The sequence below is a fragment of the Pseudomonas salicis genome (assembly GCF_057128705.1).
The window spans coordinates 454,468-479,895 of record NZ_JBSKHU010000001.1 but is presented as its reverse complement, the minus strand read 5'-3'; the positions used below and the strand labels follow the sequence as shown (position 1 = coordinate 479,895).

General features: G+C 62.5%; 23 protein-coding genes and 1 pseudogene. 5 read left to right on the top strand and 19 right to left on the bottom strand.

Annotated features, from left to right (window positions below; all coding sequences use genetic code 11):
• The first annotated feature begins 1 nt into the window (after position 1).
• From ACWKWE_RS02240 to ACWKWE_RS02230, 3 genes are read left to right on the top strand one after another with little or no spacing between them, the layout of a single operon-like run.
• Positions 2-1,150 (top strand): HlyD family secretion protein, encoded by a 1,149-nt coding sequence (locus tag ACWKWE_RS02240; RefSeq protein ID WP_166597784.1) that lies wholly within the window; start codon positions 2-4, stop codon positions 1,148-1,150.
• Entirely contained in the window at positions 1,147-2,754 is a 1,608-nt protein-coding gene (locus ACWKWE_RS02235) for a DHA2 family efflux MFS transporter permease subunit (RefSeq protein WP_166597783.1), read from the top strand. The genes ACWKWE_RS02240 and ACWKWE_RS02235 overlap by 4 nt, the downstream gene beginning before the upstream one ends.
• 7 nt (positions 2,755-2,761) lie before the next feature.
• Entirely contained in the window at positions 2,762-4,285 is a 1,524-nt protein-coding gene (locus ACWKWE_RS02230) for an efflux transporter outer membrane subunit (protein ID WP_256665368.1), read from the top strand.
• A gap of 277 nt (positions 4,286-4,562) precedes the next feature.
• On the opposite strand, the gene ACWKWE_RS02225 is transcribed toward ACWKWE_RS02230, so the two are convergent.
• The 14 genes from ACWKWE_RS02225 to phnC form a co-directional block, all read right to left on the bottom strand.
• A complete protein-coding gene (locus ACWKWE_RS02225; RefSeq protein ID WP_483849475.1) occupies positions 4,563-5,384 on the bottom strand; it encodes an alpha/beta fold hydrolase in 822 nt (273 codons plus the stop codon).
• A 224-nt stretch (positions 5,385-5,608) separates the two neighbouring features.
• Positions 5,609-6,358, bottom strand: a complete 750-nt coding sequence (gene phnP, locus ACWKWE_RS02220) for a phosphonate metabolism protein PhnP (RefSeq protein WP_483849474.1) — start codon at positions 6,356-6,358, stop codon at positions 5,609-5,611.
• Positions 6,349-6,930 carry a phosphonate metabolism protein/1,5-bisphosphokinase (PRPP-forming) PhnN gene (gene phnN, locus ACWKWE_RS02215; protein WP_166597780.1) on the bottom strand — a complete coding sequence of 194 codons (582 nt, stop codon included), beginning with the start codon at positions 6,928-6,930 and terminating at the stop codon, positions 6,349-6,351. Before phnN ends, phnP begins: the two co-directional genes overlap by 10 nt.
• Positions 6,930-8,093 (bottom strand): alpha-D-ribose 1-methylphosphonate 5-triphosphate diphosphatase, encoded by a 1,164-nt coding sequence (locus ACWKWE_RS02210; RefSeq protein ID WP_483849473.1) that lies wholly within the window; start codon positions 8,091-8,093, stop codon positions 6,930-6,932. The genes phnN and ACWKWE_RS02210 overlap by 1 nt, the downstream gene beginning before the upstream one ends.
• Positions 8,087-8,818, bottom strand: a complete 732-nt coding sequence (gene phnL / locus ACWKWE_RS02205; protein ID WP_483849472.1) for a phosphonate C-P lyase system protein PhnL — start codon at positions 8,816-8,818, stop codon at positions 8,087-8,089. Before phnL ends, ACWKWE_RS02210 begins: the two co-directional genes overlap by 7 nt.
• A 34-nt stretch (positions 8,819-8,852) precedes the next feature.
• Positions 8,853-9,668 carry a phosphonate C-P lyase system protein PhnK gene (gene phnK / locus ACWKWE_RS02200; RefSeq protein ID WP_483849471.1) on the bottom strand — a complete coding sequence of 272 codons (816 nt, stop codon included), beginning with the start codon at positions 9,666-9,668 and terminating at the stop codon, positions 8,853-8,855.
• Positions 9,665-10,552, bottom strand: coding sequence for an alpha-D-ribose 1-methylphosphonate 5-phosphate C-P-lyase PhnJ (locus ACWKWE_RS02195; protein ID WP_483849470.1), 888 nt, complete (start codon positions 10,550-10,552; stop codon positions 9,665-9,667). Before ACWKWE_RS02195 ends, phnK begins: the two co-directional genes overlap by 4 nt.
• Positions 10,549-11,622 (bottom strand): carbon-phosphorus lyase complex subunit, encoded by a 1,074-nt coding sequence (locus ACWKWE_RS02190; RefSeq protein WP_166597775.1) that lies wholly within the window; start codon positions 11,620-11,622, stop codon positions 10,549-10,551. Before ACWKWE_RS02190 ends, ACWKWE_RS02195 begins: the two co-directional genes overlap by 4 nt.
• A complete protein-coding gene (gene phnH, locus ACWKWE_RS02185; protein WP_483849469.1) occupies positions 11,622-12,239 on the bottom strand; it encodes a phosphonate C-P lyase system protein PhnH in 618 nt (205 codons plus the stop codon). Before phnH ends, ACWKWE_RS02190 begins: the two co-directional genes overlap by 1 nt.
• Complete coding sequence (phnG, locus tag ACWKWE_RS02180; protein WP_166597773.1) at positions 12,239-12,706, bottom strand: phosphonate C-P lyase system protein PhnG; 468 nt, start codon at positions 12,704-12,706, stop codon at positions 12,239-12,241. Before phnG ends, phnH begins: the two co-directional genes overlap by 1 nt.
• 14 nt (positions 12,707-12,720) lie before the next feature.
• A complete protein-coding gene (gene phnF / locus ACWKWE_RS02175) occupies positions 12,721-13,425 on the bottom strand; it encodes a phosphonate metabolism transcriptional regulator PhnF (protein WP_166597772.1) in 705 nt (234 codons plus the stop codon).
• A 39-nt stretch (positions 13,426-13,464) separates the two neighbouring features.
• Complete coding sequence (phnE, locus tag ACWKWE_RS02170; protein ID WP_166597771.1) at positions 13,465-14,253, bottom strand: phosphonate ABC transporter, permease protein PhnE; 789 nt, start codon at positions 14,251-14,253, stop codon at positions 13,465-13,467.
• A gap of 78 nt (positions 14,254-14,331) precedes the next feature.
• On the bottom strand, positions 14,332-15,336 hold the full coding sequence (phnD, locus tag ACWKWE_RS02165; protein ID WP_483849468.1) for a phosphonate ABC transporter substrate-binding protein: 1,005 nt from the start codon (positions 15,334-15,336) through the stop codon (positions 14,332-14,334).
• Positions 15,337-15,396: 60 nt separating this feature from the next.
• Positions 15,397-16,230 carry a phosphonate ABC transporter ATP-binding protein gene (phnC, locus tag ACWKWE_RS02160; RefSeq protein WP_166597769.1) on the bottom strand — a complete coding sequence of 278 codons (834 nt, stop codon included), beginning with the start codon at positions 16,228-16,230 and terminating at the stop codon, positions 15,397-15,399.
• Between the two features lie 289 nt (positions 16,231-16,519).
• Here phnC and ACWKWE_RS02155 point away from each other — a divergent pair, with 289 nt between their 5' ends.
• Complete coding sequence (locus tag ACWKWE_RS02155; protein ID WP_483849467.1) at positions 16,520-17,392, top strand: alpha/beta hydrolase; 873 nt, start codon at positions 16,520-16,522, stop codon at positions 17,390-17,392.
• Positions 17,393-17,559: 167 nt separating this feature from the next.
• Here ACWKWE_RS02155 and ACWKWE_RS02150 read toward each other — a convergent pair whose 3' ends face one another.
• The 3 genes and pseudogenes from ACWKWE_RS02150 to ACWKWE_RS02140 form a co-directional block, all read right to left on the bottom strand.
• Complete coding sequence (locus tag ACWKWE_RS02150) at positions 17,560-18,324, bottom strand: methyl-accepting chemotaxis protein (RefSeq protein ID WP_371928611.1); 765 nt, start codon at positions 18,322-18,324, stop codon at positions 17,560-17,562.
• A gap of 93 nt (positions 18,325-18,417) precedes the next feature.
• Positions 18,418-19,452: pseudogene (locus ACWKWE_RS02145) on the bottom strand (HAMP domain-containing protein); the annotation flags it as partial.
• Between the two features lie 330 nt (positions 19,453-19,782).
• Positions 19,783-20,223: a VOC family protein gene (locus ACWKWE_RS02140; protein WP_341964375.1), complete on the bottom strand. Its 441-nt coding sequence runs from the start codon at positions 20,221-20,223 to the stop codon at positions 19,783-19,785.
• A 108-nt stretch (positions 20,224-20,331) separates the two neighbouring features.
• Here ACWKWE_RS02140 and ACWKWE_RS02135 point away from each other — a divergent pair, with 108 nt between their 5' ends.
• Positions 20,332-21,192 carry a LysR family transcriptional regulator gene (locus ACWKWE_RS02135; RefSeq protein WP_483849466.1) on the top strand — a complete coding sequence of 287 codons (861 nt, stop codon included), beginning with the start codon at positions 20,332-20,334 and terminating at the stop codon, positions 21,190-21,192.
• A 50-nt stretch (positions 21,193-21,242) separates the two neighbouring features.
• Here the strand turns inward: ACWKWE_RS02135 and poxB are convergent, their stop codons facing one another.
• Positions 21,243-22,964 carry a ubiquinone-dependent pyruvate dehydrogenase gene (gene poxB / locus ACWKWE_RS02130; protein ID WP_483849465.1) on the bottom strand — a complete coding sequence of 574 codons (1,722 nt, stop codon included), beginning with the start codon at positions 22,962-22,964 and terminating at the stop codon, positions 21,243-21,245.
• Between the two features lie 150 nt (positions 22,965-23,114).
• Positions 23,115-25,049, bottom strand: coding sequence for a penicillin-binding protein 2 (mrdA, locus tag ACWKWE_RS02125; RefSeq protein ID WP_166597763.1), 1,935 nt, complete (start codon positions 25,047-25,049; stop codon positions 23,115-23,117).
• Positions 25,050-25,428: the final 379 nt, after the last annotated feature.

The following is a 25,428-nucleotide window of genomic DNA, read 5'->3' as shown; positions in this document are numbered from 1 at the left end:
GATGAACAACCCTCAAACCGTCACCGAGCCTGCCGTTGCGGCCGCACCGCCAAAACCCGCTCGGGGCAAACGTCTGATTCTGTTGCTGCTCGCGGTGGCCGTCGTGGTGGGCGCCGTTTTCTATGGCCTGCATTGGTGGACCGTCGGCCGTTTTCTGGAGTCCACCGACGATGCCTACGTCGGCGGTGATGTCACGGTGATCGGGCCGAAAGTGCCGGGCTACATCACAGAGCTAAAGGTGACCGATAACCAGATCGTCCACGCAGGTGACTTGCTGGTGAAGATCGACGACCGCGATTACGTCGCCGCGTTGAACAAGGCCGAGGGCGCCGTGGCGGCCGAAGAAGCGCTGCTCGCCAACCTCGACGCCACCGAACAGCTGCAACACGCGGTGGTCAGCCAGGCGAAGGCCGGGATCGATGCCGCCAATGCCGAAACCGTGCGTTCCAAGGACGATCAGGCACGCTACAAGGTGCTGTCCGGGCGCTCGGCAGTGTCCATTGAAAGCTTCCAGCGCGCCGACGCCACCTACAAGACCGCCCAGGCCAACGGCGCGAAGGCCCAGGCCTCGATGCTGGCCTCGCAACGCCAGCTGGACGTCATCGCCACCCAGAAACAACAGGCCCGCGCCGCCCTGGAACAGGCCAAGGCTGAACGCGACATGGCGCGGCTCAACGTCGGTTACACCGAACTGCGCGCCCCGGTGGACGGCGTGATCGGCAACCGCCGCGCGCGAGTCGGTGCTTATGCGGCAGCGGGCACGCAATTGCTCTCGGTCGTGCCTGCGACCGGGCTGTGGGTAGACGCCAACTTCAAGGAAGACCAGTTGGCCCACATGCACCCCGGCCAGGCCGTCACCATCGAAGCCGACGTGCTGCCGGGCCAAGTGTTCCACGGCCACCTCGATAGCCTCGCCCCGGCGACCGGTTCGCAATTCAGCGTGCTGCCGCCGGAGAACGCCACCGGCAACTTCACCAAAATCGTGCAGCGGGTGCCGGTGCGGGTTTACCTCGACGGCGAAGACGGCCACCTCGGCAAGCTGCGACCGGGTCTGTCGGTGGTCGCCGAAGTCGACACGAACGTCAACGGACAAAAAGACGCCCCGCAACCCAACGTCGCCAGCGCCGCTGACGGGAAAAAAGCCCCATGAGCACCGCCACCGCCAGCGCACCCGCCGCAAAACCCAAAGGTCCGATAGACGCCGCATCGATGGCCACCGGGGCCAAGATTCTCGCGTTCGCCAGCATGTGTGTGGGGATGTTCATTGCCTTGCTGGATATCCAGATCGTCTCGGCCTCGCTGCGTGACATCGGCGGTGGCTTGTCAGCCGGTTCAGATGAAACGGCGTGGGTCCAGACCAGCTACCTGATCGCCGAAATCGTGGTCATTCCGCTGTCCGGCTGGCTCGCCCGAGTATTCTCCACGCGCTGGCTGTTTTGCGCCTCGGCGGTGGGCTTCACCCTCACCAGCCTGCTCTGCGGACTGGCCTGGAACATCCAGAGCATGATCGCCTTCCGGGCGTTGCAAGGGTTCCTGGGCGGTTCGATGATTCCGATGGTGTTCACCTCGGCGTTCATGTTTTTCACCGGCAAGCAGCGGGTGATCGCGGCGTCCACCATCGGCGCCATCGCGTCTCTGGCACCGACGCTGGGACCGGTGATCGGCGGTTGGATCACCGACGTGTCGTCGTGGCACTGGCTGTTCTACATCAACCTGGTGCCGGGCATTTTTGTTGCCGTCGCGGTGCCGATGCTGGTCAACATCGACTCGATGGACCTCAAGCTGCTCAAAGGCGCCGACTACATCAGCATGGTGTTTCTGGCGCTGTTCCTCGGCTGCCTGGAATACACCCTTGAAGAAGGCCCGCGCTGGAACTGGTTCAGCGACCAGACCATCCTCACCACCGCCTGGGTGTCGGGCCTGTCGGCCATCGCCTTCATCAGCCGTACCCTGATGGTGCACAACCCGGTGGTGGATTTGCGCGCCCTCAAGGACCGCAACTTTGCGCTCGGCTGCTTCTTCTCCTTCGTCACCGGCATCGGCTTGTTCGCCACCATTTACCTGACGCCGCTGTTCCTGGGCCGCGTGCGGGGTTACAGCGCGCTCGAAATCGGGGAAGCGGTGTTCTCGACGGGCGTCTTTCAGTTGATGGCCATCCCGGTGTACGGCTTTCTCGCCAACCGCGTCGACCTGCGCTGGATCATGATGTTCGGCCTCGCGTTGTTCGGTCTGTCGATGTGGGATTTCTCGCCGATCACCCACGATTGGGGCAGCCATGAACTGCTGTTACCCCAGGCGATTCGCGGTTTCGCGCAACAGATGGCAGTGCCACCGGCCGTGACCCTGACCCTCGGCGGCCTGCACCCTTCGCGGCTGAAACAGGCGTCCGGGCTGTTCAACTTGATGCGCAATCTGGGCGGCGCCATCGGCATCGCGGCCTGTGCCACGATCCTCAACGACCGCACCAATCTGCATTTCACGCACCTGGCCGAGCACCTCAACTACAGCAACGAAGCCATGAACACCTGGCTCGCGACCGTGACCGGTAATTTCGCCGCACTGGGCCAGAACGCAGCCGACGCCAGCAATTCCGCGCTGCACCAACTGTGGCTGCTGACCTACCGCGAAGCACAGACCCAGACCTACGCCGACGCCTTCCTGTCGATCATGGTCTGCTTCATCGTCGCCGTGGCCATGGTGCCGTTGATGCGCAAGGTCGCGCCCCCGGCCGCACCGTCCGCCGATGCTCATTGAGAACGCCATGAACACCCAACGCCCACTTTCCGTTTCACGCTTCGAGGACAGCCCCATGATCACCCTGGCGTCTCGTTTCAAACGCACGGGCGTCTTTGCCCTGAGCGCACTCGTCATCGCCCTCGCAGGCTGTACCGTCGGGCCTGACTACCAGCAGCCGAAAAACACACTGACCGCGTCCTACCAGAATCAGACGCTGTTGCAGCAGCGGGTTGGCGACACCCCGGCCCCGGCGCTGGACACGTGGTGGACCGGCTTCAACGACCCGGAACTGACCCGCATCGTTCAACGTGTGCTGGATCAGAACCTTGACCTGGCGAAATCCTTCGCCCGTGTCGAACAGGCCCGCGCCGTGGCGCAACAGGCCGGTGCGATACGCTTGCCTCAGGGTGCGCTGGACGCCAAAGCGATTCGTCAACGCCAGTCCACCGAGAGCGCCCAAGGTCAGTTGGGCAGCGCGTTTCCGGGTTACGACCGCAACCAGACGCTGGAAACCTTCGGCGTCGGTGCCAGTTGGGAAGCCGACTTGGCGGGTGGTCTGAAGCGCGGCGAAGAGGCGGCAGTGGATGAAGCGCAGGCCGCCGAAGCCAGCCATGTGGGCGTGCGAATCTCAGTCGCGTCCGAGGCCGCCGATGCCTACTTCCGCATTCGTGGCGCGCAGCAACGGCTGGCGGTCGCCGAAGATCAGGTCAAGACCCAGAACGGTTTGCTGGACCTGATCAACGACCGCATGGGCAGCGGCCTGGCGACGAACCGCGAACAGGCCCAGGCCAAGGCGCTGGTGTTGCAGGCACGGGCGACAATTCCGCCGTTGCGCACCGAACTGGCGACCCAACTCAACCGGCTGGACGTGCTGATGGGCGCACAGCCCGGCACCTACGCGCTGGAAATGAAAAACAGCGCGCAGACCTACAGCGTGCCGACCATCAGCGATTCCGAAGGGCCCGCCGAGCTGCTGCGTCGTCGCCCGGACGTGATTGCCGCCGAACGCAAACTGGCGGCGTCCAATGCGCGGATTGGCGCGGCGATCTCCGAGTATTACCCGAAGGTCTCGCTGTCCGGCTTGTTGGGGTTCGACACGGCCCACAGCGGCCAGCTGTTCACCTCGTCAGCGTTCCAGCCCCAGGCGATTGTGGGCCTGCATTGGCGGCTGTTCGATTTCGGTCGCGTGGACGCCGAAGTCGCACAAGCCAAAGGCGCCAATGCCGAGGCGCTGGCCGAGTACCGGCAGGTGATGTTGAAGGCCACCGAAGACGTCGAGAACGCCATCGTCACGCTGGTGGAACTGGAACAACAGCGCACGGAAGTGAATGAGGAAGTCGCCGCGCACCAGACCGCACGGGACGCCGCGCAGGATGCCTACAAAGGCGGCGCGATCAGCCTGGTGGAAGTGCTGGATGAAGACCGGCAATTGCTGGTGTCGCGGGATCAACTGGCGCAGTTGCATGCCAATGATGCGAGGGCGGCGGTGTCGACCTTCCGCGCGTTGGGCGGCGGTTGGCCACAGAATAAGGTAATGACCCGCCGCTGACCTGTTGGAGCGTGGCTTGCCCCGTGATCGGCGGGGAACCCGTCGTAAACTCCGCGCGCACGGTGTGCCTGATCCACCCTGCGTCCCCCCTTTACGACTGCTGCGCAGCCGATCGCGGGACAAGCCGCGCTCCTACAAAATCTGTGCCTGATCAGCACTGTAGGAGTGAGCTTGCTCGCGATGCGTCAAGTCGGGTCACGCAACGGGTGGCTGAAAGACCGCTATCGCGAGCAGGCTCACTCCTACAGGGGTACTGGGCCGTTCAAAAATCGATAATTCAGCCCTTGATGAAACCCAACAGAATCTCGTTGATCTCATCGGCCTGCACGGTACACATGCCGTGCGACCCACCCTTCACCAAATGCAGCGTCGAGCTTTTCACCAGCGTGTGGCTCTTCTCGCCCGAAGCTACCAGCGGCACGATCTGATCGTCGTCGCCGTGGAGGATCAGGGTCGGCACGTCGATCTTTTTCAGGTCTTCGGTGAAGTCGGTTTCGGAGAACGCCTTGATGCAGTCATATTCGCCCTTGATGCTGCCGAGCATGCCGATGGACCAGAACGAATCGATAGCGCCCTGAGAGGTCTTCGCGCCATCGCGATTGAAGCCGAAGAATGGCACCGCGAGGTCTTTGAAGAACTGCGAGCGGTCAGCCGTGAAGGCGGCGCGAATGCCATCAAAGACATCGATGGGCAGGCCTTCCGGATTGGCGGCCGTTTTCAGCATCAGCGGCGGCACCGCGCCGATCAGCACGGCCTTGGCCACGCGGGACGAGCCATGACGTCCGATGTAACGCGCCACTTCGCCACCACCGGTGGAGTGGCCGATCATGATCACGTCTTTCAGGTCCAGCGCTTCGAACAGCTGCGCCAGGTCATCGGCGTAGGTGTCCATGTCGTTGCCTTCCCAGGTCTGTCCGGAGCGCCCGTGACCGCGACGGTCGTGAGCGATCACGCGGTAGCCTTTCTGGCCGAGGAACAGCATCTGCGCGTCCCAGGCATCGCCATCCAGCGGCCAGCCGTGGGAAAACACGATAGGCTGACCGGTGCCCCAGTCTTTGTAGAAAAACTCGGTGCCGTCTTTGAGGGTCAGGATAGACATGGGGCGCAATCTCCGGGAAAGGTGCTGGGAAGATTGAGCGTAGACCGGGTTGGCGGATGTGCCTTGTAGATATGTGCTGGTTTGAGGCCCCTGCGGATGGAAGATCGCACCCTTCTGGGCCGGGCCTCTATGGGAGCCAATACCTTCGCGAAAAATTTGCCTGCCAATCAAGATGCATCGGTTAGGCGGGCCATCTCAAGGACGCCACTAAGGCGGAAAAAACGTTAAAGCGTCATTCCGTCCCGCGCCACGATCACATGCCCCGGCAATTCCCTTTCATGGACCATCAACCACGCATCCAGCGCATGCCCCACATGGGTCAACACACCCTGCCCCGGTTGCAAATCCGCGATGATCTGCAACGCCAGATTCAGATCGTTGTGGTTGCGCGGCGTCTGGGGCTGAGGCGGCATCGAACAGTCGAGGATCAGCACGTCCAGCGCTCGCTCACGCAGGTACGCGGCGGTGTCGTTGGGCAAGCCCACGGTGTCGGTGAGGTACGCAATCCGGCGTCCGCCGCCTTCCAGCAGATACCCCAGCGTCGGTTTGGAATGCAATAACGGCAGCGCCGTGACGGACAGCTCGCCAAAGACGCGGGTTTCGAACGCGGCGAACGGTTGGCTGAAATCGAGAATGCCCGGGTGCTTGTAGAGGTCCGACAGCCCTTCCGGGTCCGCCGGGCCGTGCACCGGGATCACCAGTCCCTGCCCCCAGCGCAGATGGAGCAGCCCTTGCGCGTGGTCGGCGTGGTAGTGGGTCTGGAGGATGCCGCTGAGGCTGCGCGGCGGAAAACGTTCGGTGAGGTCAGGCAGCCCGCTGTCGATCAACCAGCGTTGCTCCCCCAGTTCAACCAGCGCCGAACACGGGCGTCGACGCAGGCGCGAATCGGCATGGGCCGCTTCGCATGCAGGGCACTCACACCCGTAGACCGGCACTTGTCGCGCATCCCCGGTGCCCAATAACGTCAGGCGCATGCGTGCTCCCGGTCGAGGCGTTGCAGCAAGCGGGCGACGGTCTGCTCCAGTGCGCCGGAGTTGTCCAGCAAGAGAATCGATGCGCCGTTCGCAGGCCCGGCAGCAGCCAGCAGGTCATCGGCAAACTGCGCGTTGCGCGACAGCCGTGCCTCGACCTCCTGCGCCGACTCACGGCCCCGCGCCAGCAACCGCTGGCGCAAGACCACCTGATCGACACTCAGCAACACCACCCACAAATCGGGATAACGCGCCCGCGCCTGTGGCAGATGCCCCCGCGAACCGTTGATCAGCACGTCGTGACCGTCGGCCAGCCATTGATCGATCTCGTTCGGGATACCGTAATGCAGGCCGTTGGCGAACCAGCTCAGGGCAAACGCGCCCTGAGCCTGCATCTCGGCGAATTGCTCGACGCTGACGGCCTGCGCCGCCTCGCCCTTGGCTTCCGCCGAACGGGTAATGACCCGGCGCACGATCCGGCAGCCCCGAGAGGCCAGGGGTTCGCGCGCGGCATCCAGCAGGCTGTCCTTGCCCGAACCGGACGGTCCGATGAGATAGATCAACCTGCCTGCCATCAGAAAACCCTCTTCGCTTGTCGCCAGACCTGCTGAATCACCGGCAGGTTGCCCACGGCACGGGCATGGATCAGATCGGCGCGCAGGCCGACGCGGATCTCGCCACGGTCCTGCAACCCCGCCGAACGCGCGGGCGCCAGGCTTACGGTGGTGACGGCTTTTGCCAGCCCTGCGCCCGTCTGCGGCTGATCGTCGTCCAGTTGCGCACCGAGGGTGAACGCGGCCTGCAACAGACTCGCCGGATAGTAATCGCTGGAGAGAATATCCAGTAGCCCTTCTTTAGCAAGGGTCGCCGCCGCGATGTTGCCGGAGTGCGAGCCGCCACGGACGATGTTCGGCGCGCCCATCAGCACGCTCATGTCCAGACGACGGCAGGCCTGCGCCGCTTCCAGGGTGGTCGGGAACTCGGCGATGGTCATGCCATAGCCTGCGGACTCCTCGACGTGCTCGACCGTCGCGTCGTCATGACTGGCCACCGACAGGCCACGCGCCAGGCAGATGTCGACGATGGCCTTGCGGTAACGGTCACTGTAAATCTTCGAATTGGCGACCTGCTCGACGATGAATTCATCCATCTGCTGATTGCTCAGGTGGTATTTGCCCATGTAGTACTCACGGTACTTGGATTCAAGGGCGAACTGACGCTGGCCCGGCGAATGGTCCATGGTCGACACCAGTTGCACCAGCGGCTGCTCCACCAGGTCGCGGAACACGCTCAGGGTGTCCGGGTGGCAGACTTCGCAGCGCAGGTGCAGGCGATGTTCCGCGCGGGTGGTGTCAGTGGCGTTGGCACGGGCGATGGCTTCGACCATCCCCGGCAGTTGCTGCATGCGCTTGCCCTTGGGGTTGACGTCGCCGATGGACAGCGCGTCGAACACCGTGGTGATGCCGGCCGCGATGATCTGCGCGTCGTGGCTGATCACCGCCGAGGCCGACGGCCAGTCCACGCCGGGGCGCGGGCTGAGGTGTTTTTCCAGGTTGTCGGTGTGCAGCTCGACCAGCCCCGGCAGCAGGTAATCGCCATCGAGGTTCTGCGCCTGCGGCAGATAGCTCACGCCGGTCTGCACGTCTCTGATCATCCCGTCACGCAGGACGACGGTGCCAGTGAACACCTGATCGGCGGTGACGATGCGGGCGTTGGTCAGGATCTGTTCGTTCAGCATTGCAGCAACTCCTTGGCCGTCAGGTGCTTGTCGGGCAGTTGTTGAGGGGTCATGTCGAGCACGCGGTCGGACACCGCTTCGCGGGCCAGGCGGTCGTGGAAGATGCCGATCAGGGCGGCACCGGCGTGTTTGGCTTCGTTGATCAGTTCCAGCACCACGGCCCGGTTGCTGTCGTCCAGCGACGCGGTGGGTTCGTCCAGCAGCATCACCGGCCACGGCACCATGAAACCGCGGGCGATGTTGACGCGCTGTTGCTCGCCGCCAGAAAAAGTCCCCGGCGCCAGCTGCCACAGGCTTTGTGGAATGTTCAGCCGGGCCAGCAGCAGTTCGGCGCGGGCCTTGGCCTCTTCGCGGCTCCAGCCACGGGCCAGGGCCGGTTCCATCACCACGTCCAGCGTCGCGACCCGGGGGATCACTCGCAGAAACTGGCTGACGTAGCCCAGCGTCTGTTGACGCACTTCAAGCACTTGCCGAGGCTCGGCACCGACCAGTTCCAGCCATTGGTTCTGATGCTTCACCCGAATGCTGCCGCCCGCAGGCAGGTAGTTGCCGTACAGCGTGCGCAGCAAGGTGCTTTTGCCCGCGCCGGAATGCCCGTGCAGCACCAGGCATTCGCCGCCGCGCACCGAGAAATTCAGGCCGCGCAGCACGTTGAGCACCACCCCGTTCTGCTGGTGCAGGGTGAAGGTTTTCGAGAGGTCCTGGACCTCGATCAGCGTGTTCATCAAAGCCACTCCAAAAGTCGGGTCAGGGCTGCATTCAAGGTTGCAGCACGGAAGAGACCAGCAACTGCGAATACGGGTGTTGCGGGTCGTCGAGGATCTGATCGGTCAAGCCGGTTTCGACGACGTGGGAACGGCGCATCACCATCAGCCGGTCGGCCAGCAGACGGGCCACGGCCAGGTCGTGTGTGACGATGACCACCGCCAGGTCAAGCTCACGCACCAGGCCGCGCATCAGGTCGAGCAAACGCGCTTGTACCGACACATCGAGGCCGCCGGTGGGCTCGTCCATGAACACCAGACGCGGGCCGGACACGAGGTTGCGGGCGATCTGCAAACGCTGCTGCATGCCACCGGAAAAGGTCCGCGGCAGGTCGTCGATGCGCGCCGGGTCGATCTCCACCTGATTCAGCCAGTCCAGCCCCGCTGCGCGCAGTTGCTGGTAATTGCGCACGCCCTGAGCCATCAAGCGTTCGCCGATGTTGGCGCCTGCCGAAACCGCCATGCGCAGACCGTCGCGAGGATTCTGTTCGACGAAGCCCCACTCGGTGCGCAGCAAGGTGCGGCGCTGGGCTTCGCTGGCGCTGTAGAGGTCCAGCCAATGGCCTTGCGTGTCGCGGTAATCGATGACGCCGCTGTCTGGCGGGCAACGGCCACTGAGCAGCGAGAGCAGGGTCGATTTGCCCGAACCCGACTCACCGACGATGCCCAGCACTTCGCCGGGATACAGGTCGAAACTCACGTCCTGGCAGCCCTTTTCCGGGCCGTACAATTTGCCCAGGCCCTTGACCTTGAGCAGCGGCTGGCTGCGATCGGTGATCGCCTCCGGTTGCACGTTTCTGGCAGCGATCATGGCTTCGCCCTCCCCTCGTTGACCCGTTGCGCGCAATAGTCGGTGTCGGAACAGACAAAGCTCTGGGTGCCTTGATCGTCGAGAATCAGCTCGTCGAGGAACGAGTCATGGCTGCCGCAGATGGCGCAGTTGTGTGTCCATTTCTGCACTTCAAAGGGGTGATCCTCGAAGTCCAGACTGGTGACGCGGGTGTACGGCGGAATGGCGTACAGGCGCTTCTCGCGACCGGCGCCAAACAGCATCAGTGCCGGGTTCATGTCGAGTTTCGGGTTGTCGAATTTCGGGATCGGCGACGGGTCCGTCACGTAGCGCTCGTCCACCATGACCGGGTAGGCGTAGGCCGTGGCGATGTGGCCGAAGGTGGCGATGTCTTCGTACAGCTTGACGTGCATCACCCCGTAATCGTTGAGCGCGTGCATGGTGCGGGTTTCGGTCTCCGACGGCTCGATGAAGCGCAGCGGTTCGGGAATCGGTACCTGCAAGACCATGATCTGACCGGCGTGCAGCGGCGTTTCCGGCATGCGGTGGCGGGTCTGGATGATCGTCGCGTCCGGGGTGCGCTCGGTGGTTTCGACGCCAGCGGTGCGGGCGAAGAAGCGGCGGATCGACACCGCGTTGGTAGTGTCGTCAGCGCCCTGGTCGATGACCTTGAGCACGTCTTCGGCGCCGAGGATTGCGGCGGTCAGCTGCATGCCGCCGGTGCCCCAACCATAGGGCAGTGGCATTTCACGGCCGCCGAACGGCACTTGGTAACCGGGAATCGCCACGGCCTTGAGCAGGCCACGACGGATCATGCGTTTGGTCTGTTCGTCCAGGTAGGCGAAGTTGTACGCCTCGTCGCGCTGCGGGCGAGGTTGTTGTCGAGGGTCAGTGGCGGCGTTCATTGGGCCGACTCCTTTGCAGGCGCGCGCAGCTTGCGGACCAGTTCCAGTTCGGCCTGGAAGTCCACGTAGTGCGGCAGTTTCAGGTGCGACACGAAGCCCGAGGCATCGACGTTGTCGCAGTGAGCGAGGACGAATTCTTCCTGTTGCGCGGGCGAGACGACTTCTTCGGCGTACTCCCCGGCGCGCAGCGAGCGGTCCACCAGCGCCATGCCCATGGCCTTGCGCTCGGCGTGGCCAAAGGTCAGGCCGTAACCCCGGGTGAACTGCGGCAGCTCGGTGGCCGAACCTACGAACTGGTTGACCATCTCGCACTCGGTGACCTCGATGGCGCCGATGGAAATCGGAAAGCCCAGTTCCTCCGGCTCGATCCACACCTCGACCTCACCGACACGAATCTCCCCGGCAAACGGGTGATTGCGGCCGTAGCCCCGTTGGGTCGAATAGCCCAGCGCCAACAGGAAACCTTCGTCGCCACGGGCCAGCGCTTGCAGGCGCTCGGCGCGGCTGGCCGGGTATTCCAGCGGCTCGCGGGTGATGTCGGCGACCGGCGCACCGGTGTCCGGTTCGTCCTTGATCAAGCCTTCTTTCGCCAACAGACCCGAGACCCGAGGACAGGCCTCGACAGTGGCGTCAGGGCGGGTTTGCGGACCGGGGAACACGCCTTCCGCCAGCAGGGTGAAATCCAGCAGGCGGTGGGTGTAGTCGAAGGTCGGGCCGAGCAGTTGACCGCCGGGCACGTCCTTGAAGGTCGCTGACAAACGACGGCTGATCTGCATCGCCGAGGTGTCGATAGGCAGGCTCGCGGCGAAGCGCGGCAGCGTGGTGCGATAGGCGCGCAGCAGGAAGATCGCTTCCACCAGATCGCCCGCTGCCTGCTTGATCGCCAGCGCGGCGAGTTCGGTGTCGTACAGCGAACCTTCGGTCATCACCCGAGCGACGGCCAGGGGCAGTTGCTGACGAATCTGTTCGACGCCCAGTTCCGCGACGGAGGTGTCACCCCGGCGCTTTTTTGCGAGCAACTTGTGAGCGTTGTCGATGGCCTGTTCGCCACCTTTCACGGCAACGTACATCAGACACCTCCATTCGACAGGACGTGGGTGCTGCGCGGCAGTCCCATCAACTCGCTGCCCGCAACGAAGAACACGTCGATGCCACGGGGAAAATCGTTGCGTGCGCTGCGCTCGGCCCAGAAGGCGTCCTGCAACGGCAGGCTGACGTGGTTTTTGCTTTCGATGCCCGGCCCTTGCCACGCCAACTGGCGACCGCCTTGCAGGCTCGGCAACTGAACCAGCAACGTGCAGGACTGATCGGGGTAGCGGTCGTTGCCCAGGTCGAAGCCGCTCAGGTCATGGAGCTGGCTGTCATCGAGCAAGGCAAAGCGTGCGTTCTGGCGGTCGCTGACGATGGGGCAACCGCAGTGAAAGGTCAGGTTGGCGCGAATCGCCTGGGTGTCGAATGTGGGGGCGAGCCACAGCGGCGTGTCGACGTCCAGCAAGGCAAGGCACAGGGCGTGACTGGCCGAGGCGAGGCCTTCGAGGTGCGGCGGGATTTGCGCCGAGGACAGGCTCTGGGCCACGCCCGGTCCGGCGAGGGCCTTGAGGGCAGCGCGGAAACTGCGCTGGGCGTCCAGCACCGGGTCGGCGAAGGCAGGCTGTAAAAGCGAAGCGGTGGCGAGCGTCGTGTTCATCAGTTTTCTCCTCGAACCAGCGTGAAGAAGTCCACCTTGGTCGCGGCGGTTTCGGCGTGTTGTTGGGACCGGCGTTCGGCGTGGGCCTTAGCCAGGGGTTCGATCAGTTCACGCAGCCAGTGGGCCTGTTGCGCGCCTTGCAGGTGAGCATCGGCCAGGGCGGCCAGTTCGGCGTGGGCCTTGTCGCGCCCGGCCAGGTAGCTGTAACCGGTGCGCCCGTCGCCGAGGCGCACCACGCAGCGGGTCACGGTCATCTCGCCGAGGTTGAACGCCGCCCCGCTGCCGCCCATGCGGCCACGGACCAGGGTCATGCCAATTTCAGGGGCGCGGATCAGCTGATACTCGACGTCGCGCAGGGCGTCTTCGTGAGGCTGCAAATCCTTGCGTTGCGTGCGGGACAACACGCCGATCCAGTGCTGGCGTGCTGCGTGTTCGGGGGGCGTGGTGAAAGCGGATGAAGCAGTCATCGAGGGCATCTCCATCAGGTGACGATCTGATACTGGAAGCGGTCGGAGCGGCTGGTGGAATGGGCAATCTCCACCGGGTGTCCGTCGGCATCACGGGAAAGGGTGAGCACCGTCAGCGCGGGCAAGTGGCGCGGCATCAGCAACACGCCGGCCTCTTCGCGGCTGGGCAGCCGGGCGCCGATCAGGCTGAAGGTGCGGGTCAACGGCAGGTCGCGGGACGCGAGGTACTGGCGCACCGAGCCGTTTTTGTAATCGGCCACCAGGGCGGCACGGCTGGCGCAATAGCGGTGGCGGATCAGGCTCACCGGCTGGCCGTCGAGGCGCCGCAGGGTTTGCAATTCGATCAGCGGCGCGTGTTCTTCAAGGCCCAGATGCTCGGCCTCTTCACGGGTCGCGACACAGTGACGGCGCTGCAGCAACACCGCCTCAACACCGTGCCCCAAGGCCGACAACGACTGGCTGTAGGCACTTTCGGCGGCCACCGGGTACACCAGCGGACGGCCTAGCACCTGCGTGCCTTTGCCCTGGCGGCGCAACAGGCTGCCTTCGCGCACCAATTCGTCGATGGCCCGGCGCACGGTGTGGCGGTTGACGTCGAAGCGCGCGGCCAGCTGGGTTTCAGCAGGCAGGAACTCACCGGCGATGTAGTGGTTCAGCTCGTTACGCAGGGTGTCTGCGAGTTCCCGGTAGACGGGTTCGGATTGTCTAGACAAGTGCATGGCTAAAAAAAGGGTTCGCACCCTCTCCTGTCGTGATCGTTAGATGAACTGCTTGCGCAGGCGCTGGGAGAAGATGTCGATGACGCTGACCACCACGATGATCACCAGCAGCACCGAACAGGTCTGGGTGAACTGAAACGCGCGGATGTTTTCCCAGAGGATCACGCCGATGCCACCCGCGCCGACCATCCCCACCACCGTCGCCGAGCGCACGTTGGATTCGAAGCGGTACAAGGCGTAGGAAATCCACAGCGGCATGACTTGCGGGATAACCCCGAAGATCACTTCCTGCAAGGCGCTGGCACCGGTGGCGCGCACCCCTTCCACCGGGCCTGGATCGATGGCTTCGACGGCCTCGGCGAAGAGCTTGGCCAGCACGCCCGTGGTGCTGATCCACAACGCCAGAACACCGGCAAACGGCCCAAGACCCACCGCGACCACAAATAGCATCGCGAAGACCATTTCATTGATGGAGCGGAACGAATCCATGACCCGGCGCAGCGGTTGATGAATCCACCACGGGGTGATGTTGTCGGCGCAGAGCACGCCCAGCGGCACCGAGCAGACGATCGCCAGCAGCGTGCCCCACAGGGCGATGTGCACCGTGACGATCATCTCTTGGAGGTACGAGCGCCATTCGTGGAAATCTGGGGGGAAGAAGTCGGCGGCGAAGGTCGCCATGTTGCCGGAGTCGCGGACCAGCGCCAGCGGGTTCATCTCGGCGCCGTGCCAGGCCCAGGCCATCATCGCGAAGAAGATGCCCCAGCCCAGGTATTGCGGCCAGGTGCGCTTGCCGACGGCGTCAGCGTATACAGCATGAGTGCTCATGACAGAGTCCCGGTATCTATGGGTTGCAGCAGACGCGACGGTTTGGCCACCGCGCCTGCCGATCGGCCGGTTAGCCGATTAGCCCGCCTTGGCGGTGTTCTGTTTTTCCAGCTCGGTGATGCGGTCTTGCAGCTCGGTCAGGCCGGCGTCGATCTCTTTCAGCTTCGCGCTCTTTTCATCGGCGCTCAGGCTGGTGCTGGCGGTGGTTTCGGTCTTCTGCTTGAACAGTTCCAGCTGGCGGATGGTCAGCAGCTGGTCGTCCGAGGACTTGAGGAACTTGCCCATCTGCATGTTCTTCAGCACAGCCTTTTCTTCGTCGGTATCGCCGTAATTGGCGAAGAAATCGCGGACCTTGTTTTTGGTCTCGTCGGACATGCCCTTGCGCCAGACCATCGGGTCGGCCGGGATGATTGGCGACTTCCAGATCACCTTGAGCTTGGCCGCGCTTTCCGGCTGCGTGACTTCCAGACGGTCCCAGCTCTCGGTGTTGAAGGTGGCGACGTCGAGCTGGCCCTTGGCGACGCTCAGGGCGTTCACTTCGTGGCTGGAGTTCAGGGTACGTTTGAAGGCAGTGGCGGCATCGACGTGGTTCTTGGCGAACACGTAATAGCCCGGCACCAGGTAGCCGGACGTGGAGTTCGGGTCACCGTTGCCGAAGGTCAGTTCCTTGGCGTGCTTGAACATGTCGTCGATGGAATTGATCGGGCTGTCCTTGCGCGCAATGATCACGCTCCAGTAACCCGGCGCGCCGTTGGCGGCAGCGGTCTGGGCGAAGATCTCGCCACCGGAACGGTCAACGGCTTCCATCGCCGCCTTGTTACCCAGCCAGGCCACGTCGACCTTGTTGAAACGCATGCCCTGAATCAGACCCGCGTAGTCGGAAGCGAAGGTGGCGTTGACTTTCAGGCCGGTCTTTTTCGACATGTCGTCGAGGAACGGTTGCCAGACGCTTTTCAGGTTCTGCGACGACTCGGTGGACATGATGCCGAAGTTGAGGGTGCTTTCATCTGCGTGCGCGGCGCCCGTCAGGCAGCCGGCAACGAGAGCGGCAGACGCGAACACGCGACCGATACGGTTCAACATGGAGAGCTCCTGGAACATGGGTTGAGGTGTTGTTGTGGGGTGCTGTTCTGTGATGAACAATCAGGCCCGGGCCAGCGCCAATCGCGGGGGCTGGCTGGGATTGCGGCCCTGATCGGCGAACATCAGGCTGGCGTCGGCATCGGCGCCGTAGAGGTCGTTGAGGAACTGACCGTTAAGGTCGGCGCCATTGCCGTCGAAATGAATGCGGCCACCCTTGAGCGCCACGGCCCGTGGGCAATAGCGCACGGCGTAGTCCACTTGATGAAGGGTGACGACCACGGTCTTGCCGTCCTGACGGTTGATGTCAGCGAGGATTTCCATGACCTTGCGGGCGGACTCGGGGTCCAGTGACGCGATGGGTTCGTCGGCCAGAATGACTTCGGCCTGCTGGGTCAGTGCGCGGGCGATGGCGACCCGTTGTTGCTGGCCGCCGGACAACGTCGACGCGCGCTGCTGAGCGAGGTCTGCCAGCCCGACGCGGTCCAGGTTGGCCATGGCGCGGGCTTTTTCCTCGGCGTTGAACATCCCGAGGCTGCCACGCCAGCGCGGCATGCGACCCAGGCAGCCGAGCAGGACGTTGTCCAGCACGCTCAGGCGGTTGACCAGATTGAATTGCTGAAAGATGTAGCCGATGTCGGCGCGCAGACGGCGGACTTGGCCATTGAGGCGACCCGCCGCCTGAACCTCACGGCCCAGCACGCGGACGCTGCCGCCGTTGTTGCGATCGCAGCAGGCGAGTCCGGCCAGATGTCGCAACAGGGTGGATTTGCCCGAGCCGGAAGCGCCGATCAGCGCCACCATTTCTCCGGGTTGTATAGACAATGCAAGGTCAACCAGAGCGGTTTTGCGGGCAAATGTCTTGTTCAAACGGTCGACATGGATAGCTGGGTTCATGGGGCTTCTCTTGTCATGTGTTTCGGTTCCGGCGTCCTGCCAGGGGTGAATGTCAGCCGCCCGGTCCGTCCTGGAGCGTGCTCGGTGCGACCGACATTAGAGAGACCATGTGGCATTTCCGTGACCCGTGGATGAACCTCGGATAACAGTTCGTTGACCATTTGATGCGAGATTTTTCGCGGCTTTTGTCGACATGTTCGCGCAAAGTGCCGGTTTAGGGCGCACGCGAAATAGACAACCGGCACGCGCCGGGGCACGCTGGTGAACCCTCACTTTCCGGCACGCTCCGATGAACTGGATGAAATCGTTGACCGTTATCGTGCTCGGCGCGCTGCCTCTGCTGGCAATCGCCGACCATCAGGAGACCCACCCCTTGGCTGAAATCGGCTCTGCCCACTACCGCTTCGAACGTCTGAACATCGACTCCCCCGATCATCAACGGCATTACCGGCTGGACATCGGCATCCCGCGCAGCGCACCGCCTGCGTCGGGCTACCCGGTGATGTACTTGCTGGACGGCAACAACGTCATGGCCGAGGTGCAGGACGACTGGCTGGGTGAATTGAGCGCAGGCGCCCCGCCGCTGCTGGTGATGATCGGCTACGACATCGACGGGACCTACGACGGCGAACAGCGCACACGGGATTACACCGGGGAGACGTCAAAAGCGTTTCTGGCGTTGATCCTCACGACAATCAAACCCGAGGTGCAGGCGCAGTACAGCGTCGATCTGAAACGGCAGACCTTGTGGGGGCATTCGTTCGGCGGGCTGTTCACACTCTATGCTTTGCTGCAGCGACCGGAAGCGTTCCAGACCTGGATCGCCGCCAGCGCCTCCCTCTGGTATCAGCCGATCACCTACGACAACGGCATGGCGCTGACCGCGTTTCCCGCTGGCACAACGCGCACGGTGCGGCTGGTCAAGGGAGAACGGGAAGGCAAACCGCCCATCGCGCAATTCGACGGGGGTTCCGAGGAAAGAAGAAAGGCCATGTCAGCGGTGCCCAAAGAGGCCAACCGCTTGTTGGCGGAACACCTGGCGCAACTGCCGGGGACCGAGGCGAGTTACCAGCCATTCAACGGCAGGAACCATGGACAGATGTTCGGCACAGCGTTGCATCTGGGATTGCGCAGGGCTGCCGGGTTGCCTGAACAGCTTTGAGTGAGAGCCCCCTGCAACACAGTTGGCAACACCACCTGTGGGAGCGAATTTATTCGCGAAGGTGGCACGGGCGACACCTCTCCATCGCCTGACGCCCCGCTTCGCGAATGAATTCGCTCCCACAGTTATTACGCGTACACCCGCCAAATACGGCGAGCCATAGCTCGTTAAATCCGAAACGTCCCCACCAGATGCTGCAACCGCGCCGCCTGATGTTCCAGGTGGGTACAGGCGTCCAGCGTTGACTTGAGGTTGTCGACCCCTTCCTGGTTCAGCGTGTTGATTTCGGTGATGTCGACGTTGATCGACTCGACCACCGCTGTCTGCTCTTCCGTCGCCGTCGCCACCGACTGGTTCATGCCGTCGATTTCGCCGATGCGGCGGGTCACGCTGTTGAGGCGTTCGCCGGCCTGGTTGGCGATGGTCACGCTGTTCTCACTCTGACGCTGACTTTCGGTCATGTTGACCACCGCGTCGCGGGCGCCGACTTGCAGCTCTTCGATCATGCCCTGCACTTGCTGCGCCGAATCCTGGGTGCGGTGCGCCAGGTTGCGCACTTCATCCGCCACCACCGCAAAGCCACGACCCGCTTCACCCGCACGCGCCGCTTCGATGGCCGCGTTCAGCGCCAGTAGGTTGGTCTGTTGGGAGATGCCGGTGATCACTTCCAGAATCTGGCCGATGTTGGCGGTCTTGGCGTTCAGCGTTTCGATGTTCACGCAGGATTCGCTGATCTTGTCCGACAGCTGATGCATCGCCTTGATGGTCTGGGTCACGACGCCCTGCCCTTCGCTGGCCAGTTGCGTGGCTTCGCTGGAATGCTGCGAGGCCAACGCAGCGTTCTGTGCGATTTCCTGCGCGGCGGCGCCGAGCTGGTTGATCGCGGCGGCCACGCTGCTGGTGCGGCTGGCCTGCTGATCGGAGTTGCCCATGGACGAGTTGGACGCGCCGACCACACGGGCCGCGACTTCACCCAACTGCCCCGCCGTGGACGCCACTTCGCGGATCGAGCCATGAATACGCTCGACAAACCGGTTGAACGACTGTGCCAGCGCGCCGAATTCGTCTTGCGACACGATCGACAGGCGTTTGGTCAGGTCGCCCTCGCCGTCGGCGATGTCCTGCATGGCGCGACCCATCTGGTGCAGCGGCTGCATCAGCACGCGAATCAACAAGCCCAGCAACACCATGATGATTGCTACGGCGATGACCATCGCGGTGATGGCCGAGGAACGGAATTCACTGAGCATCGAATAGGCGGTGTCCTGGTCGAGCACCAACGCCACGTACCAGTTCGCCGAGGACAGGCCTTCGACCTTGGTGAACGAGATGAACTGCGCCTTGCCACCGGACTCGATCTGGTACACGCCGGGCACGATTTTCGGTGCGCCGTTCGGATAGGCCTCGCTGACGTTCTTGAGCAGCAGTTTGCTGTCCGGGTGAATCAGGATTTTGCCGTCGGCGCTGACGATGTACGCATAGCCGTGCCCCCCGAAATTCAGCGAGTTGATGGTCTTGCTGATGGCGTCCAAAGCAATGTCTGCCCCTGCGACACCGATCATCTGACCCTGCTGACGCACCGGCGTGGCCAGGGTCACCACCAGCTTGCCAGACGACGCGGCAATGTAAGGCTCGGTCACGATGATGCCTTGCGCCGCATCCGCTGCTTTATACCAACCACGGGCGCGAGGGTCGTAATCGGCCGCACGGTTGCCCGCAGGCACTGAGAACATCAGGCCGTCCTTGCCGCCAAAATAGCTCAGCTGGAAATTGTCGCCGTACACCGGCAGGCCAACGATGCGCTGCAGGCTGCTCGCGGATGGACCGTCGGCCGCCACTTGCTGGGCCATGGAGTTGAGGAGTTGAGTCCGACTGTCCAGCCACGTCTGGATGTTTTGCGTGGTCAGACTTCCCAGTTGTTGTAATTCGGCGTCAACGTTGTTCTTGAGAGTTTCACGCTGGCGGTAATCGTTGACCAGGATGAAACAGCTAAAAGCAACAACAACTATCAGTGCAGCGGCCAGCAGGATCTTTCTGCTGAAACCCAGACTTTTGATCATACGATTGTGTCCATAACCAAGAATGACAGCGACGGGAATGCGTGGCCGGTCAGGCGCGCGCCGGGCTTTTTACGGGTTTAAGCGGAGAAAGGGAAGACGCGGCCTGAAATATACTTCGGCCGGTAATGAAAGGAGTTGAGACCGGTCGTCGATGAAACTTATCGGTCACTTTATAGACGTAGAAAGAACATCTTAAAACGCTGAGACATTCATCTAACGATGTTTAGGCGGGATCCAATTATCGCAAGTCTTGAGGTCTCGTTGAGTTCACTGTGGGAGCGAATTCGCTCCCACAGATCGTAGGGGGTCTCAAGACCCAGTTTCAAAGATTCATTTCGCAAACAACTGCCCGATGTCTTTGAACGCCTTGAACTCCAGCGCATTGCCGCAGGGGTCAAACAGGAACATGGTCGCCTGCTCGCCCACCTGGCCCTTGAAGCGCACGTAAGGCTCGATCACGAACTTGACACCCTGCCCCTTCAAACGCTCCGCCAGCGCTTCCCATTCTTCCCAGCCCAGCACCACACCAAAATGCGGCACCGGCACGTCATGGCCGTCCACCGCGTTGCTGCCGGCGTGGGCCTGGGAATCGGTTTTCGGGTGTTCATGGATCACCAGTTGGTGACCGAAAAAATCGAAGTCCACCCAGTGGTCGCTGGAGCGGCCTTCCGGCAGGTTGAACACGCTGGCATAGAAGTGTCGCGCAGCGGCGAGGTCGTACACGGGGATGGCGAGGTGAAACGGCGAGATCGTCCGGGTAGTAGCGGTCACGGTCAATGTTCCTCTTTTCGGGATGCGGCCATCTTTACCCATTGATTCCTTGATTGAAAGATCATAATTTTCGCGTCGAGCCACAATAATTTCGATCAGTGAGTTGCCATGATTCGCGAGCTGAAAACCTTTCTCACGGTCCAGCGACTGGGTACGTTCGTTGCGGCGGGCAATCAGATCGGACTGACCCAGTCGGCGGTCAGTGCGCAAATCCGAACCCTGGAAAAAGCCTTGGGCACGACGCTGTTCGACCGCAGTGGTCGCAGCGCCACGCTCAATGCTGCCGGGCAGCGCGCGTTGCCGATGGCGCAGGACATTGTCGAGCGGTTCGAACGCATGGCGGCGCCGACGGCTGATACCGGGTATTACGGCGAACTGGTGATCGGCGCCATCGCCACCGTGCAGACCGGGCTGCTGCCCGCCGCGCTGGTGCAGCTCAACACGCTGGCGCCGACCGTCGAAGCCAAGGTGGTGCCCGGCGTGTCGCAGACGCTGCTGAACCGCGTCGACGCAGGGGAAATCGACGTGGCGATCCTGATCCGACCGCCCTTTTCGCTGCCCAAGGAACTGCACCTTGAGGTCATCGAGCGCGAGCCTTTCGTCCTCATCGCCCCGGCCTCTGTAAAAGGAGATGACCCACTGCAACTGCTGCGCGAACGGCGTTTCGTGCGCTATGACCGGCATTCGTTCGGCGGACGCCGGGTGACCCGTTTCCTGCGTGAACAGAAGATCGAGACCCAAGCGGGCCTGGAACTGGATGAAGTGGACGCGATTGTGCGAATGGTCGAGGCAGGATTGGGGGTGTCGCTGGTGCCAAGGGCCGGGCTGTGGCTGGAGCGTGCGACACAGATCAGGGTCATCGACCTCGGCGCCCTGACCTTCTACCGCGAATTGGCCGTGGTGATGCGCCATGCCAATCGGCAATTGCCGTTGCAGCGATTATTTCGTGAGTGCTTGAACGTGGTGTAAAGCACCTGTAGCCGTCCGGCCTGGCGGGCAGCTACAGATAGCCCTGCGCGCTAGCGGAAGTTGGTTTTCGCCAATTCCAGCACCTGATCGGCCTTGCCGCTCATCACGGCCTTGAGCATGAACAGGCTGAAGCCCTTGGCCTGGGCCAGTTTGATTTTCGGCGGCAGGCCCAGTTCCTGTTTCGCCGTGACCACGTCCACCACCACCGGGCCCGGATGCTCGAAGGCTTTTTTCAGGGCGTTGGGCAGGTCAGCAGAGTCTTCCACGCGAATCCCCAGAATGCCCGCACCGATGGCGATGTTGGCGAAATTGGTAGCATTGAAATCGGTGTCATGGGGCACGTACCCGCTGGCCTGCATCTCCATTGCGACAAAGCCCAGCGAGCTGTTGTTGAACACCACGATTTTGATCGGCAGGTTGAGCTGGCGAATGCTCAGCAAGTCACCCAGCAGCATCGACAGGCCACCATCACCACACAGCGCCACCACCTGGCGTTGCGGGAACGACGCTTTTGCGCCCAAGGCCTGAGGCATGGCATTAGCCATGGAGCCATGATTGAACGAACCCAACAGCGAGCGTTGGCCGTTCATGGTCAGGTAGCGCGCCGCCCACAACGTCGGGGTCCCGACATCAACCGTGAAGATCGTGTCCGGATCGGCGTAGGCATCGACCATGCGCGTCAGGTACTGCGGGTGAATCGGCTCGCCGTGGGGCGAAGGCGTGGCCAGTTCGTCCAGTTCTTCGCGGGCCTTGGCGTAATGATCCAGCGCTTTGTCGAGAAACTTGCGGTCGGTGTGGGCTTTGATCCTCGGCAACAGCGCGACGATGGTTTCAGCGATCCCGCCTTCCAGCCCGAGCGTCAACGGCACACGACGACCAAGGGCCGCCGCGTCGATATCGATCTGAATGATGTTGGCTTTTTCCGGGTAGAAATTGCGGTACGGAAAACTGCTGCCCAGGACCAACAGCGTGTCGCAGGACATCATCGCGTGATAGCCCGAGCTGAAGCCGATGAGGCCGGTCATGCCCACGTCGAAGGGGTTGGCGTATTCGATGTATTGCTTGCCGCGCAGGGCGTGAACAACTGGCGCGGACAGCTTTTCGGCCAACGCGACGACTTGATCGTGTGCCTCGGCACAGCCAGCACCGGCCAGAATCGTCACGCTTTTCGACTTGTCGAGCAGCGTCACCAGTTGCTGCAAATCCTTTTCGGCGGGGATCACCCGCGCAGGGCTGACGTCGACCCACGCCGGCTTGGCTTCAGGCGCGGGCAACAGCGCGACGTCCCCCGGGATCACAATCACCGCGACGCCCCGCTCACTGATGGCCGCACGCATGGCCCGTTCCAGCACGCGAGGAAACTGCTCGGCGCTGCTCACCGCCTCAACGAAGTGACTGCACTCCTTGAACAGTTCGGTGGGGTGGGTTTCCTGAAAATAGTTGAGACCGATTTCCGAAGACGGGATCTGCGCGGCAATCGCCAGCACCGGCACGCGGCTGCGGTGGCAGTCATACAGGCCGTTGATCAAGTGCAGATTGCCCGGACCGCAACTGCCTGCGCAGACCGCCAGCTTACCGGTCGACGCGGCCTCAGCCCCGGCAGCAAACGCGGCGACCTCCTCGTGACGAGTGTGCATCCACTGGATCTTGCCCAGCCGTTCGAGGCTGTCGGTCAGCCCGTTCAGGCTGTCGCCGCTCACCCCCCATATCTTGGAAACGCCTGCGGCGGCGAGGGTCTGGGCGAGGTAATCGGCGACGGTTTTGCTGGACATGGGGCGGGTTCCTTGTCGAGTCGAAAAGTCGGCGCAACGCAAAAGGCTGCGTCGCGCATCGTTTCAAATCGACCCGCAGGGTGGGTCACAGTTCAGTGGGAATGGGGAACGAACGGCCAACTGCTACAGAGGAAGTCCAACAACCCTGCGTCACACCGGCGGCTGCACCACCGCCTTGCTCGGCGCAGCGATTTGCTGTTTCGGGTTGACCGGCGGCGTCGCGGGCGTGGCGTATTGCTGTTTGAGATGACCGTCCGAATCCAGCAGCCACGCATCAAGAATCTGCCGCACCACCGGGCCTGCCACTCGTCCACCCGCTTCGCCGTTTTCGATCATCACCGCCACCGCGATTTTCGGGTTGGCGGCGGGCGCAAAGCCGACGAACAAGGCGTTATCGCGATGGCGTTCCAGCGTTTTGTCGCGGTTGTAGCGCTCGCCCTGTTTGATCGCCACCACCTGGGCCGTGCCGCTTTTCCCGGCGATCCGGTATTGCGCGCCTTGGGCCGCCGCACGGGCGATGCCCCTTGGGTCGTGCATCACCGCCTGCATGCCGTTGTTGACCTGATCCCACTCGCGGGCATCGCGCAGCACGATGTTCGGCATCGGGTGCTCGTCCACCGGTGGCACGCCGCCGATTTCCTTGGCCAGATGCGGACGGTTCCACACGCCTTTGTTGGCGATCAACGTCGTGGCCTGGGCCAGTTGCAACGGTGTGACCTGCATGTAGCCTTGGCCGATGCCGAGGATCACGGTCTCGCCAGGGAACCACGCCTGACGACGGGTGATGCGCTTCCATTCCTTGGACGGCATCAGGCCCGCCGACTCTTCGAACATGTCCAGCGAGACCTTCTGACCGATGCCAAACATCGTCAGATAATCGTGCATTCGGTCGATCCCCAGCTTGTGGGCCAAGTCATAGAAATAGGTGTCGTTGGAACGCATGATCGCTGCGTACAAATCCACCCAGCCGTCGCCGCTGTGGTTCCAGTTGCGGTATTTGTGGTCGAAGTCCGGCAGCTGGAAATAGCCCGGATCGAACACGCGGGTGGACGGCGTGATGATGCCGCTGTCGAGCCCGGCAATCGCCACCTCAGGCTTGATGGTCGAACCCGGTGCGTACAGGCCGCGCAGCACGCGGTTGAACAGCGGCCGGTCCACCGAATCACGCAGCGCCGAATATTCCTTGAAGCTGATGCCGGTGACGAACAGGTTCGGGTCGAAACTCGGCTTGCTGACCATCGCCAGCACCTCACCGGTCGCCGGGTCGATGGCCACGACGGAACCGCGACGATCCCCCAGCGCTTCTTCGGCGGCTTCTTGCAGCTTGATGTCCAGGCTCAGGGTGATGCTTTTCCCCGCGACCGGGTCGTGGTGGTTGAGCACCCGCAATACGCGGCCCTGAGCGTTGGTTTCCACTTCTTCGTAGCCGACGTGACCGTGCAGCTCGTTTTCATAGAAGCGCTCGACGCCGGTCTTGCCGATGGACTGGGTGCCCCGGTACTCGACCTGGTCCAGCTGCGTTGCTTCTTTTTCGTTGATACGACCGACGTAGCCGATGGAATGGGCGAAATGTTCGGCCAACGGGTAATGACGAACGAACTGCGCCTCGACGTCCAGCCCCGGCAGACGGAACTGGTTCACCGCCAGCAGGGCGATCTGCTCTTCGGTCAGCTCATAGAGCAGGGTGACCGGCACGAAGCGATGGGGCGAGTTTTTCATCGCCTTGTCGAAAATGATCCGGTCTTCGTCGGGCAGGTTGAGGATCTGCATCAACTCGTCGATGACCGCATGCCAATCCCCCGCCCGCTCGCGGGTCATGGTCAGGTTAAAGCTGGGCCGGTTATCGGCGAGGATCACCCCATTTCGGTCGTAGATCAGCCCGCGTTCCGGCGGGATTGGCAATACGTGAACGCGGTTGTTTTCGGAAATCGTCGAGTGATAAGCGAACTGGGTGACTTGCAGGAAGTACATCCGGCAAACCAGGGCAACGCTGAGGATGACGACGAAAAGCGCACAGGCGATCAACCGCTTGTTGACCAGCCGGGTCTCCTTTTCATGGTCCTTCAAGGGGATTGGATCGGGCATTTCTACAGCTACTCGGTGAAAAGATGAACGGTGAACACAGCGTCCATTGGCGGTTCGCTGGACGCAAATGGCGTGCACGATACCAAGAAGCGTCCGGCGTCATGGGCCGTTCTTCATGAAAATCCTGTCATCTTCGCAGAAAGCGCGGAGGAGCATCGGTGAGGTGTCAGGCCGTTTTCGCATGGCGAGGTGTTAAAAAAGAATAATTTTGTTACGCAATGCTCATCAATGCTCGACCCACTCCCGGATCAGTCACTCCGATAAAAAACGGATCAGAATTCGCGGCTTTTTTTGCGTATTGAGGGTGGGGAGACGAAACCCTCCTAGCACAACGGTTACAGCGTTCTTGAACATTTGTGCGGTGGTTTGCGGGGAAACG